The organism is Paraburkholderia kururiensis (assembly GCF_034424375.1).
GTDB lineage: Bacteria > Pseudomonadota > Gammaproteobacteria > Burkholderiales > Burkholderiaceae > Paraburkholderia > Paraburkholderia kururiensis_A.
Map to the genome: position 1 here is coordinate 5,197,384 of NZ_CP139965.1, position 16,295 is coordinate 5,213,678.

General features: G+C 68.0%; 16 protein-coding genes, 1 other RNA gene and 1 riboswitch. Of the genes, 8 read left to right on the forward strand and 9 right to left on the reverse strand.

Annotated features, from left to right (window positions below):
* Positions 1-46 precede the first annotated feature (46 nt).
* Positions 47-952 (forward strand): prolipoprotein diacylglyceryl transferase, encoded by a 906-nt coding sequence (gene lgt / locus U0042_RS23335; protein ID WP_114808926.1) that lies wholly within the window; start codon positions 47-49, stop codon positions 950-952.
* Positions 953-1,041: 89 nt separating this feature from the next.
* Here the strand turns inward: lgt and U0042_RS23340 are convergent, their stop codons facing one another.
* The 5 genes from U0042_RS23340 to U0042_RS23360 all read right to left on the reverse strand — a co-directional run bounded on the left by U0042_RS23340 (position 1,042) and on the right by U0042_RS23360 (position 3,651).
* Complete coding sequence (locus U0042_RS23340; protein ID WP_114808925.1) at positions 1,042-1,770, reverse strand: SIMPL domain-containing protein; 729 nt, start codon at positions 1,768-1,770, stop codon at positions 1,042-1,044.
* 236 nt (positions 1,771-2,006) lie between these two features.
* Positions 2,007-2,465 carry an EVE domain-containing protein gene (locus U0042_RS23345; RefSeq protein WP_114808924.1) on the reverse strand — a complete coding sequence of 153 codons (459 nt, stop codon included), beginning with the start codon at positions 2,463-2,465 and terminating at the stop codon, positions 2,007-2,009.
* Positions 2,466-2,639: 174 nt separating this feature from the next.
* Positions 2,640-2,821, reverse strand: a non-coding RNA gene (gene ssrS, locus U0042_RS23350) — 6S RNA.
* A 126-nt stretch (positions 2,822-2,947) separates the two neighbouring features.
* Positions 2,948-3,262 carry a cell division protein ZapA gene (locus U0042_RS23355; RefSeq protein WP_017773161.1) on the reverse strand — a complete coding sequence of 105 codons (315 nt, stop codon included), beginning with the start codon at positions 3,260-3,262 and terminating at the stop codon, positions 2,948-2,950.
* Positions 3,259-3,651, reverse strand: a complete 393-nt coding sequence (locus tag U0042_RS23360; RefSeq protein ID WP_114808923.1) for an ATPase — start codon at positions 3,649-3,651, stop codon at positions 3,259-3,261. Before U0042_RS23360 ends, U0042_RS23355 begins: the two co-directional genes overlap by 4 nt.
* Before the next feature lie 347 nt (positions 3,652-3,998).
* Positions 3,999-4,278, forward strand: a riboswitch (cobalamin riboswitch).
* Between the two features lie 123 nt (positions 4,279-4,401).
* Between U0042_RS23360 and U0042_RS23365 the strand changes: the two genes are divergently transcribed.
* The 6 genes from U0042_RS23365 to cobC all read left to right on the forward strand — a co-directional run bounded on the left by U0042_RS23365 (position 4,402) and on the right by cobC (position 10,979).
* Positions 4,402-6,381 carry a TonB-dependent receptor domain-containing protein gene (locus U0042_RS23365; protein ID WP_114808922.1) on the forward strand — a complete coding sequence of 660 codons (1,980 nt, stop codon included), beginning with the start codon at positions 4,402-4,404 and terminating at the stop codon, positions 6,379-6,381.
* 9 nt (positions 6,382-6,390) lie between these two features.
* Positions 6,391-7,428: a FecCD family ABC transporter permease gene (locus U0042_RS23370; protein WP_114808921.1), complete on the forward strand. Its 1,038-nt coding sequence runs from the start codon at positions 6,391-6,393 to the stop codon at positions 7,426-7,428.
* Entirely contained in the window at positions 7,425-8,237 is an 813-nt protein-coding gene (locus tag U0042_RS23375; RefSeq protein ID WP_114808920.1) for an ABC transporter ATP-binding protein, read from the forward strand. The genes U0042_RS23370 and U0042_RS23375 overlap by 4 nt, the downstream gene beginning before the upstream one ends.
* A gap of 163 nt (positions 8,238-8,400) precedes the next feature.
* Positions 8,401-9,456, forward strand: a complete 1,056-nt coding sequence (gene cobT, locus U0042_RS23380; protein ID WP_114808919.1) for a nicotinate-nucleotide--dimethylbenzimidazole phosphoribosyltransferase — start codon at positions 8,401-8,403, stop codon at positions 9,454-9,456.
* A gap of 99 nt (positions 9,457-9,555) precedes the next feature.
* Positions 9,556-10,371 carry an adenosylcobinamide-GDP ribazoletransferase gene (locus U0042_RS23385; RefSeq protein ID WP_114808918.1) on the forward strand — a complete coding sequence of 272 codons (816 nt, stop codon included), beginning with the start codon at positions 9,556-9,558 and terminating at the stop codon, positions 10,369-10,371.
* Positions 10,356-10,979, forward strand: a complete 624-nt coding sequence (gene cobC / locus U0042_RS23390; protein WP_114808917.1) for an alpha-ribazole phosphatase — start codon at positions 10,356-10,358, stop codon at positions 10,977-10,979. The genes U0042_RS23385 and cobC overlap by 16 nt, the downstream gene beginning before the upstream one ends.
* 53 nt (positions 10,980-11,032) lie before the next feature.
* On the opposite strand, the gene U0042_RS23395 is transcribed toward cobC, so the two are convergent.
* Genes U0042_RS23395 through cobU form a run of 4 tightly spaced genes read right to left on the reverse strand, consistent with a single transcriptional unit; the run spans position 11,033 to position 14,622 of the window.
* The gene (locus U0042_RS23395; protein WP_419150462.1) at positions 11,033-12,037 is read right to left on the reverse strand and encodes a cobalamin-binding protein; all 1,005 of its coding nucleotides are present in this window, start codon (positions 12,035-12,037) and stop codon (positions 11,033-11,035) included.
* Complete coding sequence (cobD, locus tag U0042_RS23400) at positions 12,034-13,128, reverse strand: threonine-phosphate decarboxylase CobD (RefSeq protein ID WP_114809464.1); 1,095 nt, start codon at positions 13,126-13,128, stop codon at positions 12,034-12,036. The genes U0042_RS23395 and cobD overlap by 4 nt, the downstream gene beginning before the upstream one ends.
* 7 nt (positions 13,129-13,135) lie before the next feature.
* On the reverse strand, positions 13,136-14,077 hold the full coding sequence (gene cbiB, locus U0042_RS23405) for an adenosylcobinamide-phosphate synthase CbiB (protein WP_114808915.1): 942 nt from the start codon (positions 14,075-14,077) through the stop codon (positions 13,136-13,138).
* Between the two features lie 2 nt (positions 14,078-14,079).
* The gene (gene cobU / locus U0042_RS23410) at positions 14,080-14,622 is read right to left on the reverse strand and encodes a bifunctional adenosylcobinamide kinase/adenosylcobinamide-phosphate guanylyltransferase (RefSeq protein ID WP_114808914.1); all 543 of its coding nucleotides are present in this window, start codon (positions 14,620-14,622) and stop codon (positions 14,080-14,082) included.
* A 152-nt stretch (positions 14,623-14,774) separates the two neighbouring features.
* On the opposite strand from cobU, the gene U0042_RS23415 reads away from it, so the two are divergent.
* A complete protein-coding gene (locus U0042_RS23415) occupies positions 14,775-16,292 on the forward strand; it encodes a cobyric acid synthase (protein ID WP_198665206.1) in 1,518 nt (505 codons plus the stop codon).
* Positions 16,293-16,295: the final 3 nt, after the last annotated feature.

Sequence of the window (16,295 nt, forward strand, 5' to 3'; positions counted from 1 at the left end):
AGTCCTTATCTGATACTCACACCGATCGCGGGAAACCGACTCCACGATGCTGATCCACCCGAATTTCGACCCTGTAGCCATTCACCTCGGCCCGCTGGCGGTGCGCTGGTATGGCCTCATGTATCTCGTCGCGTTCATTGCGGCAATCGTCGTGGGCCGCCTGCGCCTGCGGCTGCCGTACGTCGCGGCGCAAGGCTGGACCGCGAAAGACATCGACGACATGCTGTTCTACGGCGTGCTCGGCACGATTCTGGGCGGCCGGCTCGGCTACGTGCTGTTCTACAAGGCGAGCTGGTACTTCGCGCATCCGCTCGACATCTTCAAGGTGTGGGAAGGCGGCATGTCGTTTCACGGCGGCTTTCTCGGCGTGACCTTCGCCATGGTGCTGTTCGCGTGGCAGCGCAAGCGCCACTGGCTCCAGGTGACCGACTTCATCGCGCCGATGGTACCCACGGGGCTCGCGGCAGGGCGGCTCGGCAACTTCATCAACGGGGAGCTGTGGGGGCGTGTGACGGACCCGGCGGCGCCGTGGGCCATGATGTTCCCGGGCGCCTCCAACGACGACGCGCAGTGGCTCGTCGCGCATCCGCAGCAGGCAGCCCAGTGGCACCTCGCGGACGTCTTCGCGCAATACCACATGCTGCCGCGGCATCCGTCGGAGCTTTATGAGATCGCGCTGGAAGGCATCACGCTCTTCTTCGTGATCATCCTGTTTTCGCGCAAGCCGCGGCCGCTCGGCGCCGTGTCCGCGATGTTCCTGATCGGCTACGGTCTGGCCCGCTTCACGGTGGAGTTTGCGCGCGAACCGGACGACTTCCTTGGCTTGCTCGCCCTCGGCCTTTCGATGGGCCAATGGCTTTCGCTGCCCATGATTCTCGTGGGCTGCGCGATGATGGTGTGGGCTTATCGCCGGCATGGCCGCGAAGCGGGGCGGCCGGCCGAGGCGAGTTGAACCGGGCTGGATTCAGGTGGACCGAACCGGCGTCACGTTGAGCCCACCTGATTTCGCGCCGTCACGCTGAAGCGGCGGACGGCGCAACGTTACTTCATCTGTACCGATCCCGACACGTTGACCGTCACGGTCGACGTACCGCCTTCCAGCGGCATCGGCGCGGCCTTCGCTTCCGCCGACATGGCGCGCGCGGCCATCATCATGACGGGCCTCGGCTGAATGCCACCGTACCCGACGTTGACCTCGCGAATCGAGTAGCTGCTGTAGCCGAACGCGCGCGCGGCCGACGACGCCTGGTCGCGGAACGACGCAATGGCTTCGCCCGAGAGTTTCTGTTCGGCGGCCCGGCGGGCTTCCGGCGAGAGCGAAAACTGCACGTTGCCCACCTGCATGCCGGAGGCGAGCTGCCCGGCGAGACGCGACGCCGCCGCAAAGTCGCGCGACTCCAGCACCACTTCCGTCCGACCGCGCCATGCCGAGATGCGGCCATCGCGGTCCGTGGACGGATAGATCGAGAACTGGCCGGAGCGTGCCGTCACGCCTGCCGTGCCCTTGGCCTGCTGAAGCGCGCGGTCCGCGTGCTGGTTCAGTGTGGTGGTGAGCGAGGCGGGGTCGCTTGCTTCCTGCTCGTAGAACATCGTGATTTCCACGACGTCCTGCGGGACTTCGGCGCTGGCCTGGGCAGAGAGCGACAGCACGCCCGCAGGCTGATAACGCGCGTCGCTTTGCGCCCAGGCGGCCGAAGGGACGAGCGAGAGGCCAAGCGGCGCGGCCGTGGCGAGCGTGATCGCGAAGGCAAGCGCAGTCTTTCTGGTCATTTTTGACTCCTTCTGAACGGGTTCTTCGCACCTTCGAATGCGTGCGCAGCGCAAGCGCGCAACGACGCGGCAATGTCGCGAGCGGAGGTGCATCCGCCGCGGCCCCGCGTGGCATAGCGCTTGCGTGCCGTTAGGCCCGCATCATGCGTGCGGGGTTCCCTGTCTCGACGATTGCGGCGGATGGTCGTGAATGCGACGGCGGCACGGCACTGCACTTCGTGTGCCGCCGGCTCGCATCACATGAGGTGCTTCGTGATGAAGCGCCACTCGGCTTCGGTGACCGGCGTGATGGAAAGCCGGTTGCCCTTCGCGAGCACGCGCATGTCGGCAAGCTCGGGGTGCTCGCGCAGTGCCGCGAGCGGAATCAGCGGCACTTTCTTCTTGAACACGACGTCCACCAGCAGCCAGCGCGGTTCTTCGCGACTCGACTTCGGATCGTAGTAGGGGCTCTTCGCGTCGAACTGGGTCGGGTCCGGGTAGGCCGTGGAGGAGACCTCGGCGAGCCCCGCAATGCCGGGCTCCGGGCAACTCGAGTGATAGAACAGCACGCCGTCGCCGATGCGCATCGTGTCGCGCATGAAGTTGCGTGCCTGATAGTTGCGAACGCCGGTCCAGGGCAGCGTGTGCCCGGGTGCGTTGGCGAGATCGTCGATGCTTGCTTCGTCCGGTTCGGACTTCATCAGCCAGTAGCGCATGAGTCGAAGTGAACGTCGAAAGTGAGCGTTGAAGAAAGAGGCGGTGCGGTAACGGGACCGCGAGACAACGAGGACGACAAGGCAACAGCCTGGGAGCGGCCGCAAGGCGACAGGCCGCAAAACAACGAGCCGCAAAGTAAAACGGCACCGGACTCTCGTCCGGTGCCGTTCGAATAGGTCCCCGCCTTAGCCGCTAGGCCGGCATCCTGAACCTGAGGTTCAGAATTGGTCGCAGTTAGCAGCACTTCGGGTACATCAGACAGAGTGACGCGCACGCCCGTGCTACAAATTTCCGCAACCGTGCACATGGCATTGGTTCAAGGAATATATGACCTTGGCGAACCAGGCAGGGAAGCTGACTAAACCTGTTTGAAACCGTTGCTGCTCAAACCGCTTTTTCGCGCCGCTGCAACGCGGCCGGTTTGTTGAAGAGCGCAGTATATATGGATTGAACGCGCTGTGTTCAATACTGCCGTTCAACTTTACTGCACGCCGTACTGTTGAATCACAGTACCCAGCTGCTCATTCATCTGGCGCATTGTACGCCGGATTTCTTCGGCGGGGAAAGCTTCGCCGTGGCGCACGCTCGTCTGCAGGCGCAGCAACTCGGATGCGAGCGAAAGCGCTGCCATGACGGCGATGCGGTCGGTGCCGCGCACGTTGCTGTGCTCGCGCACCTTCGACATTTCCGCATCCACACGTGCCGCCGCTTCGATCAGCGCGGGCTCCGTTTCAGGCGAGCAGGCGAGGCGATAGTTCTGCCCGAGAATCGACACTTCGATCAGTTTCGTGCTCATGCGTTTTCTCCGTGGCGCGCTTCGTGAGTGCCCGAAGCCGTTTCACCGTGCGCGTGGTGTCCTTCTTCGCGTTCTTCTTCCTGTTGCGACGAAGCGAGCAGATCGAGCTGGTTGTCCGGTTCGCCCTGGCCCTTGGCGCGCGGCAACTTTTCGAGGATGGCGTTGAGCCGGACCTGCGCGTCGTCAATCTTCGCCGACAGCGTGTCGCGCTCCGCCTGCAGCGCGTTGCGTTCCTCGCGCAGCTGTTCGATTTCGGCGCGCGCGCCATCAAGTTGCGCGTGCAATTGCGCGACCTGCTCTTCGAGCGCGTGACGCGCCTCGTGGTGCTGCTGATTGATTTCTATCAGCCGCCCGATGTTCTGGGAGAGTGTTTCGAGTTCGTTGAGCATGTGCTGCGTCCTCTAAAGGAGGGCATTTTAGCGCGGAATGCGCGCGCTTCTGTCATCTGTGTCGTTTCGAGACGTAACAGCCGGCTTCCTGCTGCGAAGCCCCCGCAACGCGCGTCAGCGGAACGCGAAATGCGTGCCGGCCCTTGCCGCAAGGCACTTTTGTGCAGTCCCCGCCGCTGCGGCGCTTCTTCGTACTCCCTTGAAGACGATGCTTGTCGCCGCCGATTTGACACCTTCCGCTATCACGTTCTTGACCATCCTTGACAGTTTTCGCGGTCTTCCTTGATGTCTCCCCGCCATGTCCCGGCACCGCCCAGGGCTTCCTTGACGCTCGCGCGTACGCCTCCTTACACTTGCCGCACTCTGGTGCCCGCGCCTGCGCCCAACGCAAGCGCGGTTAAACGGGAAACAGGGAGCGAAGTCCGGCCCCGGACGCGTCAACCTGTGCTGCCCCCGCAACGGTAAGCGACTGCACGCGCATCACATCGCGTGCCTATCGATTCGACGTGCGCCGCCGACGATTCCATCCGTCGCGCGGCGTGCCTGCAAGCCACTGCGCACACGTGCGTGGGAAGGCGAATCGATGCGTCGTCAGCCCGGATACCGGCCAGAGGGCGAGGCGCGCTGCTTCGCCAGCATTGCCGGCACCGGCTGCGGCCCTGGCGGATTGTCTGGCGTGGGTGCGTGCCTCATGACGCATCGGCTTCGCGGGGAGCGAAGCCGGGCACGCTACCACAGGAAAATCGCTCCATGCTTACCCCTCTCGCCCGCGCGACGCTGCTCGCCCTGACGGGCTTGCCGCTGGCCGTCCTGGCCCAGACGCCTGCGGTATCGGCCGGGCCGTCGAATCCGGATACTGCCGCGACCACGGACACACCGCCCATCGCACCACCGGCAGCCTCTGCTTCTGCTGCGGCCGTAAGCACCCACGCAAAATCACAGCCCTCGCCGACCGCCGCTGCCGGCGATCGAACGCTCGCCCCCGTCGTCGTTACCGCGGATCGCGGGCCGCAGCGACTCGCCGACGCCATCCCGCAGACCACGCTGTTCGACGCCCAGGACATCGCCGACACCACGCAGCACGACCTGCCTGGCCTGCTGCAATTCGCGCCCGGCACGCAGATCGTGCGCAACGGCGGGCCGGGTTCCACGGCCACGCTCTTCATGCGCGGCGCGGACGCCACCGAATCGCTCGTGCTGATCGACGGCGTGCGCGTGGATTCGACGAGCCTCGGCAGCGCACAGATCGCGCAGATTCCGCTCGACCAGATCGATCACGTCGAAGTGGTGAACGGCAACGTGTCGGCGCTCTATGGGTCCGGCGCGATCGGCGGCGTCGTGCAGATCTTCACGAAGAACGGCGGCAGCTACCCGCCGCGCTTCAACTTCGAGACCGAATACGGCAGCTATCACACGCAGCGCCAGCAGGTGGGCGTGTCGGGCGCGCTCGATGCCGAGGGCAAGACGACCTTCAGCGTGTCGCTCGCGCGCGCGAAGGACGACGGCTTCTCGTCGATCAACCCGGCGCTCGTGCCGGCCGTGAACCCGAACGCGAACGGTTATCTGAACGAAAGCGCGTCGGCGTCGCTGCGTCACACGTTCAACGAGCGCTGGGACGCCGGCGTGCGCTTCTTCCAGTCGAACGGCAACAGCAGCTTCGACAACCCATACGGCGCGCCTACCGATCTCAACAATCTCTACACGAAGGTGCAGCAGGCCTCGGTGTTCGCGAACGGCAAGGTGACGGACTGGTGGACCACGCACCTCGTCGCCGCGATGGGCAACGACCGCAGCCAGACCGCGCTCAACGGCGTCTATACGGACCATTTCAGCTCGGACAACCGGCAGTACACCTGGCAGAACGACTTCATGCTCGCGCCGCAGCAGAAGATCCAGCTGGGCTACGAGCATCTGGACCAGACCCTCGATTCGAACCAGTACAGCGCGCCGAACCGGCACGTCGATTCCGGCTTCGCGGGTTATACCGGGCGCTTCGGACGCAGCCAGTTCCAGGCCAACGTACGGCGCGACCAGTACTCGGATTTCGGCGGCGCGAACAGCTACTACCTCGGTTACGGCTTCGACATCACCCCACGCTGGAAGGCGACCGCAAGCTGGTCCGACGCGTTTCGCGCGCCCACCTTCAACGACCTGTATTACCCGTACTACGGCAATCCGGCCATCCGGCCCGAGCGCAGTCACTCGGTCGAAGCGGCACTGCAATATGCGTCCGACGCGTTCGGCCTCATGCGGCTCACCGCCTTTCAGACGCGCTACTCGAACCTGATCCAGGCCGCGCAGGTCTTGCCCGGCGTCTACATGGCCGAGAACGTGGGGCACGCGAAGGTGCAGGGGCTCGAAGCCTCGTGGAGCGGCCATGTCGGCAAGACCGACCTGCGCGCCGCACTGACGCTGCAAAATCCCGTGGACGAAGACAAGGACACCGACCTCAACCGACGTGCGCGCCGCTTCGCCTCGTTCACGGCGAACCGCAGTATCGGCAGCTGGCGGGTGGGCGGCGAGTGGCTCTTGAGCGGCGCGCGCAACGACAGCGGTTCGAACCTGGGCGGCTATGGCATCGTGAATCTTTCGGCGCGCTATAACATCACCCGGTCGTGGTACGTTGCCGCGCAGATCCAGAACCTCTTCGACAAGGACTATGAGCTCGCCTACACGTACAACACGCCGCGGCGCAGCGCCTACCTCACGCTGGGCTGGCAGCAGCAGTGAAGGGCGGCGATGAACCGTCTCTTCATGCCCACCGCGCCCGGCATGACGGCGAAACGCGCCGTCGTGGTCTGGGCCGTGCTCGCCGCGCTCGCCCTCGCGGTGTTCGTGGCGTCGCTGCTGATGGGCAGCGTGCCCGTTACCGGGCGTGACGCGCTCGCTGCACTGCTGCCCGCGCGTTCGCACGGCGCCGACATCGCAACGGAGATCGTCCGCACGCTGCGGCTGCCGCGCGCGCTGGCGGGCTTCGCATGCGGCGCGCTGCTTTCGATGGCGGGCGCGCTGCTTCAGGTGCTGCTGCGCAATCCGCTCGCGGAGCCGTATGTGCTCGGCGTTTCCGGCGGCGCGGCGGTGTTCGCGCTGCTCGCGCTGCTCGCCGGGGCAGCCTGGTGGATGGTCAATGCGAGCGCGTTCATGGGCGCGCTGCTGTCGATCCTGCTCGTGCTCGGTCTTGCGCGTCGCGAACTCTGGCGTGGCGAGCCGCAGGACACCTCGCCGCGTCTGCTGCTCACGGGCGCCGTGATTGCTGCGGGATGGGGCGCGGCCATCACGCTGCTGCTCACGCTGGCGCCGGACTCGCATCTGCGCGGCATGCTGTTCTGGCTGACCGGCGAGCTCAACGGCGTCGGCATGCCGTGGTTCACGCTGGTTGCGCTCACTATCGTGCTGGTGGTCGTAGTGCCCGTTGCACCGCAGCTCAATGTGTTGCTGCGGGGCGATGCCGCCGCGCAGGCGTTGGGCGTGCCCGTCGTGCCGCTGCGGTTGCGCGTCTATCTCACGGCGTCGCTCGCTGCGGCGGCTGCCGTGACGACGGGCGGCACCATCGGCTTCGTCGGGCTCGTCGTGCCGCACATGCTGCGGCTCGCGTTCGGCAACGACCAGCGCATGCTGTTGCCCGCGGCGGCGCTCGCGGGCGGTGTCGCCGTGATGGCCGCCGACCTCGTCGCGCGCACGGTCGTGGCGCCCACGCAGTTGCCCGTGGGCGTCGTCACCGCGCTGGCCGGCGTGCCGGTATTTCTGTGGATGCTGTTGAAAAGGCGGCACCGATGAAAACCGCTTTGTCCACTCGCGTCGCGCTCACCGCGCACGATCTGACCTTGCGCGCGGGAACGCGCACGCTGCTCGACGGCTTCACGCAGACCTTTGCTGCGCACGAAATCTGGTGCATCGCCGGGCCGAACGGCGCGGGCAAGACGACGCTGATCTCCGCGCTCGCGGGGCTCGTGCAGCCCGCGGCGGGACACCTCGCGCTGGACGGCGCGCGCCTCGCGGACTGGCCGCCCGTTCAACTGGCGCAGCGTCGCGCGCTGATGCCGCAAGACATTCACGACGCGTTCAGCGCGAGCGTGCTCGACGTGGTGCTGCTGAACCGCTATCCGCATCTGGCCGGATGGGGTTGGGAGCGCGAGGCCGATCGCGCCGCGGCGCATGCTGCGCTCGACCTGCTCGGGCTTGGCCACTTCGCCGCGCGCGACGTGCTTTCGCTCTCGGGCGGCGAGCGGCAGCGCGTGGCGCTTGCCGCCGTGCTGTGCCAGGACGCGCCGCTGCTGCTGCTCGACGAGCCGCTCTCGCACCTCGATCTGCATCATCAGATCAGTTGTCTCGACGCGCTTGTGGCGTGGGCGCGGCAAGCCGCGCGAACGGTCGTCTTTTCGTCCCACGATCTGAATCTTGCGCGCCGCTTCGCCACGCATGCGCTGCTGCTCGATGGCGAAGGCACGTGGCATGCGGGCCCGGCATGCGAGGTGCTGACCCCGCAGCGCGCAAGCCGGGCGTTCGGCTACCCGCTCGTGCTGATTCGCGACGGCCCGCACGAAGCGTTGATCCCGGCGCTGCCGGCGGAGAAGCTGTCCCGATGATCCTCGCGCGTGTTGGCGGTCTCATTCACTCCATACGGGCGACGCCCGATTGCCCCGCGTATATCGGCATGGCTTCATCTGCCCGATCCACCTCGTTTCGCTCATGTTGCCGCTGGTCTTGCGGCGTCCTGCATCAGGCTTCACGGATTCTTGTCGACCCATCATGACTTTGCTATCAACCGCATTACCCGTCGTCGAGCCGCTCGACCAGTCGTTGCGCGACCGGCTTCAGCATCTCATCGACACGCGCACCAAGCCGCCCGGCAGCCTCGGGCGCCTCGAAACGCTGGCGCGCCAGATCGGCATGATCCAGCGCACCACGCGGCCCTCGGTCACGCGGCCCGCACTTATCATCTTCGCGGGCGACCACGGCATTGCGCACGAGGGCGTGAGCCCTTATCCGCAGGCCGTCACGGCGCAGATGGTCGCGAACTTTCTCGCGGGCGGTGCCGCGGTCAACGCGTTCAGCGGCGTGGCGGATCTCGCGCTCGAAGTGGTCAACGCCGGTGTGGCGACGCCGCTCGATACGAGCCCGAACCTCGTCGACATTCCCGTTGCGCGCGGCACGCGCAACTTCGCCCACGAGCCCGCCATGACGCGCGACGAAGCGCTGGAGGCAATGCGCGCCGGCGCCGCGCGCGTGCGCCATCACGCGGCGCTCGGCACGAACGTGATCGGCTTCGGCGAGATGGGCATTGCGAATACGTCGTCGGCTGCGTGCTTGATGAGCCGGCTGTGCGGCGTGTCCATCGACGAATGCGTAGGCCGCGGCACCGGCCTCGACAACGCCGGCCTCGCGAAGAAGCGCAACGTGCTGGCGGCGGCGCTCGAACGTCACCCTGTATCGGGCGATCCGCTCGACGTGCTCGCCACCTTCGGCGGCTTCGAGATCGCGATGATGGCCGGCGCCTTCCTCGCCGCCGCCGAAGCGCACATGGTGATTCTCGTCGACGGCTTCATCGCGACGGCCGCGCTCGTCGTGGCCGACGCGATCGCGCCCGACGTGCGTGAGTACTGCGTGTTCGCGCATGCCTCGAACGAGGCCGGGCACCGGCGCATGCTCGACCACTTCGGTGCGCGTCCGTTGCTCGCGCTCGACATGCGGCTCGGCGAGGGCACGGGCGCGGCGCTCGCGGTGCCGCTCTTGCGCGCGGCCGTCGCGTTTCTCAACGAGATGGCGAGCTTCGAGTCAGCCGGCGTGTCGGACCGCGATGCGTAAGCCGGCAAGCCCAGCCGCGCGATACGCGATGCGCGAGCGCGCATCGGGCGCATGCATCGGCATACTTCGCGAGCCGCGCATGAAGGGAGCGCCCCGCTGATGAATCCGCTGGCGGAACTGCGCTACTTCTTCACGGCACTCGGCTACTTCACGCGCGTGCCCGTGCCGCGCTGGGTGGGCTACGAGCCGCAGTGGCTTACCGCGGCGGCGCGCTATTTCCCGCTCGTGGGCGCTTGCGTCGGCGCGCTGGGCGTACTCGTTTATCTGGCTGCGTTGCGCGTGTTTGGGCCCGGCGTGGCCGTGCTGCTTTCGATGACGGCCACGCTCGCCATGACCGGCGCCTTCCACGAAGACGGTCTCGCCGACTGTTGCGACGCGTTCGGCGGCGCGTACCGTCGCGAGGACGTGCTGCGCATCATGCACGACTCGCGCATCGGCGCGTTCGGTGCCATCGCGTTGTTCGTGGCGCTCGCGCTCAAGTGGCAAACCCTCGTGACGCTGGCCGTGCCGCAGGGGGCGTCGGCCTCGTCCATGACTTCTGCGGCGTTGACGCCGTGGCGTCTTGCGACACTGATGATCGCGGCGCACGCCGTGAGTCGTGCCTGCGCGGTGAGCTATCTCGTCACGCTCGACTACGTGCGCGACGAAGGCAAGGCGAAGCCCGTGGCGCAACGCATGAGCGTGACCGCGTGGCTCGCTGCGTGCGCGTTCGCGTTGCCGTGGCTCGCGTGGTTCGTCTGGCCCGACTGGCGTGAGGGCGTCGCAGTGATCGCGCTGCTCGCCGTGCTGCGTTACGCGTTGGGGCGTTACTTCGTGCGCCGCATCGGCGGCTATACGGGCGACTGTCTTGGCTTCGCGCAGCAGGTGTTCGAAATAGCGCTCTACCTCACCGCGCTCGCATGGATCTCGTTCTGATCCGCCATCCGGCCGTCGCTGTGGAGCCGGGCGTCTGCTACGGCAACAGCGACGTGCCGCTCGCCGCCGACGCGGCAACGAGCGCCGCCGCGTTGACGTCGCGACTGGCCGCGCTCGATGCGCCGCCGCCGCACGTGCTGTTCACGAGTCCGCTGTCGCGTTGCGCGCACGTCGCGCACGTGCTCGCGATGAATGCGGGCTGCGATTTGCGTACGGACGCGCGGCTCGCCGAAATGCACTTCGGCGCATGGGAGTTGCAGCGTTGGGATGCAATCGATCGCGCCGCGCTCGACGCCTGGGCCGCCGACTTCGAACACGCGCGCGAGCATGGCGGCGAAAGCGTGGTGCAGTTCACGACGCGAGTAAGCGCATGGTTCGATGCATCGGTCGATGCGGGTTCGGCTCGCGAGCACACGGTGCAACCTGCGGCGCAAAGCACGGCGCTGTGGGCGGTCACGCATGCGGGGGTGATTCGCGCCATCGCGTCGCGTGTGCTGGGGTTGCCGCTCGCGCACTGCATGAAATGGCCGCTCGCGTTGCCGGCGGTGGTGTGGCTCAGAGGTGACGCGCTGGATTCGCCGTGGGCGCTCGTGCGGTGGAATGTTTGAACGCGTGACGTCCGCGGCACCGGCGTTCTCGCTCAATTCCCATCCTCTCGCGACTACTTCGCGCTGCCGGGCCGCCTCGACCGCGCCCGTTCCAGGTCCTCGCAAAGCAGGGCCGCGCCTTGCGCGAGACGCGGCCCCGGCCGGTCGATCAGATCGCCGTCGATGGCAAAGAGGTTGTTGCGTGCCACCGCCGTGATGGCCGGCCACGCCTGCCATCGATCGAGCCCGGGAAGCCGGCCTCGCGGCGTCGTGGCGCCGGGCGCGGCCGTGACGATAGCTTCCGGGTTGGCCGCGAGCACCGCTTCCGTCGAGACGGTCGGCACCACGGGCGCGAGGTTCGCGAAGACGTTGCGTCCGCCGCATAGCGCGATGACGTCGCTCACCGTGTCCGTGCCGTTGAGCGTCATCAGCGGCTGGTCCCACACCTGATAGAACACGCTCACCACGGGCTTCGCCGCATAGCGCGCACGCAGGCCGTCGATCTCGCGACGGTACGCGTCGGCTGCGGCCTGTGCCGTTGCGCCCGTGCCGAGCAACGTGCCGAGCTTCACGAGCGTGGCGGGCACGTCGTCCACGTGATGCGGCGCGTTGAAGTAGAGCGGCACATGCAGTTCGCGCAATCGTTCGATTTGCTGCTGCGCGTTGCCGTGCCGCCAGACCACGATGAGATCGGGCTTCAGCGCCGCGATGCGTTCGAGGTCGAGCGCCTTGTTGTCGCCCACGCGCGGCACGTTCTTCGCCTCGGGCGGGTAGTCGCTGTACGACACCGCGCCCACCAGCTTTGCGCCGCCGCCCGCGGCGTAGATCAATTCGGTGACGTGCGGCGCGAGGCTCACCACGCGTTGCGCGGGCGCGTCGAGCGTGACGGCTGCGCCGGTGTCGTCGGTCACGGTGAGGGCCGCGTGCGCAGTCTGGGCGGCGGGGAGCACCAGAGTGGTGAGCAGCAAGCCTGCCGCGGTTCGCCGTGAGCCCGTGCTGCGCGACGCGAAGGCGCGGACGGAAACGGTGGTCGCGCAACGCAAGCGAGCGACCGCGTGAAGCCTGCGGAAAAAATTCATCGGTTGAGGGCGAGCACGTCGACGCTCGCAGCGAAGTGTTGTTCGAGACGTTGCCATTCGTCGGCATCGGCGGGCAGGCCGATACGAATGCTCGGCACGTCGTGCGGATTCGCAGGATGCCTGAATAATCGCGTCCAGATGCCGCGTTGCGCGAGTGCGTGATGCAGCGCTTCGGCGCGCGGGTCCGCGGTCCAGGTGAAGAGCGGCGTGCTGTGCGGCGCGAAACCGTGCCTGCGCAGCAGGGCGGTCAGCCGCGCGCTCTCGTCGGCGAGGTGGGCGCGCATGCGCGTTTGCCAGGCGATATCGGCGAACGCGTGCATGACCGCGTGTCGCGCAGGACCGCTCACGGTCCATGCGCCGAGTCTTGCCGCAAGCTCGTGCAGCAGCGCTGGTTGCGCGAGCACGAAGCCGCAGCGCGCGCCCGCGAGTCCGAAGAACTTGCCGGGCGAACGCAGTACGACGAGCCCGGGTTGCGCAACGTGCGGCGCGAGCGAGACGGGGCCTTTGTTGTCGCCCGAGGCATCGGTAAAGGCATCGGCAAAGGAATCAGCAAACGCTTCGTCGACGACAAGCGTACCGCCCCGCGCCACGAGCTGCGCGTGCCAGCGAAGCAGCACGGCTGCGTCGAGGCGCACGGCGGTCGGGTTGTTCGGATTCGCGACCATCACGTGACGGATGCCCGCAGGCAGCGTGTCCCACGACGTATCGAGCGCGGTCACCTCGTGGCCCGCGCCGGCGAAGGCGGGCGCGTACTCGCCGTAGGTCAGCGCGGCGATGGCCACGGTCGCGCGCGGCAACAGCGCGGGCAGCGCGCGGATGGCGGCCTGGCTGCCGGCCGTGGGCTGCACGTGGGCGGCGTCGGGCGCGCCGTAGTAACGCGCGGCGCTAGCGGCGAAGGCGGGATCGTCTTCGTCGGGCAGGCGGCGCCACGCGTCGGCGGGAACGGGCGGCACGGGATAGCCGTGCGGATTGATGCCCGTCGAGAGATCGAGCCACGCGTCGTGCGGTATGCCGTAGCGGCGCGCGGCTTCGTGCAGATTGCCGCCGTGGGAGATGCGCGGCGTTCCGGCGGGGTACTCGCGGGGCGGCATCGGCATGTCAGCCATGCGCGCCCACGCTCAGAAAGGCCAGCACGATCAGCATGGCGAGCCACAGCAGCGTGGTGCGTTCCACTAGCGTCAACGCGGCACTGACGTGCGCGGCGCGCGCCGTGTCGCCGTCGCCGAGCGCGGGCCGTTCCTCCATCACGCCGTGATAGACGGCGGGGCCGCCCAGCCTCACGTTGAGGCTGCCTGCGCCGGCCGCCATCACGGGGCCCGCGTTCGGGCTGTCCCAACGCGGCGCCTGCTCGCGCCAGCAGCGAATCGCCGTGCGCGTGTCGCCGAGCAACGCGTAGCTCGCGGCGGTGAGGCGCGCGGGAATCCAGTTCAGCACGTCGTCGATGCGGGCTGCGGCCCAGCCGAAGCGCAGATAGCGCGGCGTGCGATAGCCCCACATCGCGTCGAGCGTGTTGGCCAGCCGGAACGCGAGCGCACCGGGGCCGCCTGCCACCGCGAACCAGAACAGCGCACCGAAGATCGCGTCGTTGCCGTTTTCGAGCGCCGATTCCACCGCTGCGCGCGATACCGCCGCCTCGTCGGCCTGCGTGAGGTCGCGCGAGACGACGTGCGAGGTGAACACGCGCGCCGTTTCGAGATCGCGTCGCGCGAGGGCGTCCGCGATGGGGGCGATGTGGTCGCGCAGACTGCGGGCGCCGAGCGAGAACCACAGCAGCGCCACATGCAGGGCACAGGCGAGCGGCCAGGGCAGCGCGACCGTGAGCCAGGCCGCGACGGCCACAGGCGGCACGACCGCCAGCGCCCACGCGAGGATGCCGGCGAGCCGGCCGCGCCAGCCCGTGTTGAAGCGCGCTTCGATGCGCATGGCGAGCTTGCCGAACGCGACGAGCGGATGCGCACGACGCGGCTCGCCGAGCCGCCGGTCGATCACGACACCGAGCGCGGCAAGCGCGGCGGCCAGTGGCAACGGCAGGAACAGCATCGTCAGTGCCCGCCTTTGAGCACGAGCGGCAGGCCGGCCACCATCAGCGTGGCGTGTGCGGCAAGCGCGGCGATGCGCTGGTTGAGGCGGCCCAGTTCGTCGACGTAGTGGCGCGTCACCGCGCCGAGCGGCACAACGCCGAGGCCGATCTCGTTGCTGACCACGATCACTTTGCCCGCGGCCTCGGCGCACGCCGCGACGAAGGCGTCGAGACGCGCCGCTGCGTCGTCGCGCGGGGCGGCACCATCGGGCGGGCAGAGCAGGTTGACCAGCCAGAGCGTGAGGCAGTCGATCAGCACGCAGCGTTCGGGTTGCGCCGCGGCGGCGAGCGCGCCGGCAAGATCGAGCGGCGCTTCCACCACCTCCCACTGCGCGGGCCGCCGCGCACGGTGATGTTCGACGCGTGCGGCGAATTCGTCGTCGGCGATCTGCGCCGTGGCGATGTAGGTGACGGCGAGGCCGCTTGCCGCGGCAAGCCGCTCGGCGTACGCGCTCTTGCCCGAGCGCGCGCCGCCGACGATGAAGGAGAGGTCGCGCGAAATCATCGCGTGATTGTACCGGCTGCGCTGCGGGCACCGGCGCTTCGGAATTCGTGCAGGGCGATGGGATAATGCACGGCGCCGCGAGGCGCCTCGTGCACCGAATGCGCCTCAGTTTTCTTTGTCGTTTCCTTTGCCGTCCGCTTCCCGTTCCTTCCATGCCGATGACCGTTCCCATGCCGCCAGGGCTGCGCGTGCCGCGCGGCACGTTGATGATCCAGGGCACCACGTCCGACGCCGGCAAGAGCACGCTCGTCGCAGCCCTGTGCCGGCTCGCGCGTCACGCGGGCGCGCGCGTGGCGCCGTTCAAGCCGCAGAACATGGCGCTCAACAGCGCCGTGACGGTGGACGGCGGCGAGATCGGCCGTGCGCAGGCGTTGCAGGCGGTGGCCGCGGGCATCGACGCCCACACGGACCTGAACCCCGTGCTGCTCAAACCCACGAGCGACTGCGGCGCGCAGGTGATCGTGCATGGCCGCGTGCGCATGAATCTGGATGCGCGCGCCTATCACGACTACAAGCCGGTGGCGCGCGAGGCGGTGCTCGCGTCGTATGCGCGGCTGCGCGAGCGGTACGACACGATCTTCGTGGAAGGCGCGGGCAGTCCGGCCGAGATCAACCTGCGGCAAGGCGACATCGCCAACATGGGGTTCGCCGAAGCGGTGGATTGCCCGGTGGTGCTCGTGGCCGACATCGACCGCGGCGGCGTGTTCGCGCATCTGGTCGGCACGCTCGCCTGTCTTTCGGAGAGCGAGCGCGCGCGCGTGCAGGGCTTCGTCATCAACCGTTTTCGCGGCGACGTGAGCTTGCTGCAACCGGGGCTCGACTGGCTGGAGGCGCAGACGGGCAAGCCTGTGCTCGGCGTGCTGCCGTATCTGCACGGCCTCACGCTGGACGCCGAAGACATGCTGCCGCGCGACCTGCATCGCCGCGCGCAGACGAAGGGCGGCGCGGTGCTGCGTGTCGTGGTGCCGGTGCTGCCACACATCAGCAACCACACCGACTTCGATGCGCTGCGCGCGCATCCCCAGGTCGAATTCAGCTACGTGCGCGGCGGCAGTCCGCTGCCGGCGGCGGACCTCGTCATTCTGCCGGGCTCGAAGAACGTGCGCAGCGACCTCGCGTGGCTGCGCGAGCAAGGCTGGGGCGAGGCGCTGCGGCGGCATCTGCGCTACGGCGGACGCGTGATCGGTATTTGCGGCGGCATGCAGATGCTGGGCCGCGAGATTGCCGACCCGCACGGCGTGGAAGGCGTGCCCGGCGCGGACGAAGGTTTGGGCTGGCTCGATTTCGCGACCACGCTCACGCGCGAGAAGACACTCGTGAACGTCCGCGGCTCACTCGCGCTGCCCGGCGCCGCAGCGGTGTCGGGCTACGAAATCCACATGGGCGTGACCGAAGGCGCCGCTCTCGAGACACCGGCATTGCTGCTCGACACGGCAGAAGGGGGCCAACGTCCCGATGGCGCCCTGTCGGCCGACGGCCAGATCCTCGCGACCTACGTGCATGGCCTCTTCGATACACCGGGCGCGTGCCAGGCGCTGCTCGCCTGGGCGGGCCTGGCTAGGGTGGAAGCCGTGGACTACGCGGCGTTGCGCGAGGCGTCGCTGGACCGGCTGGCGGATACGCTGGCCGGGCATCTGGACCTCGCACGCCTGATGGCGGCCATCCGCTAGCTC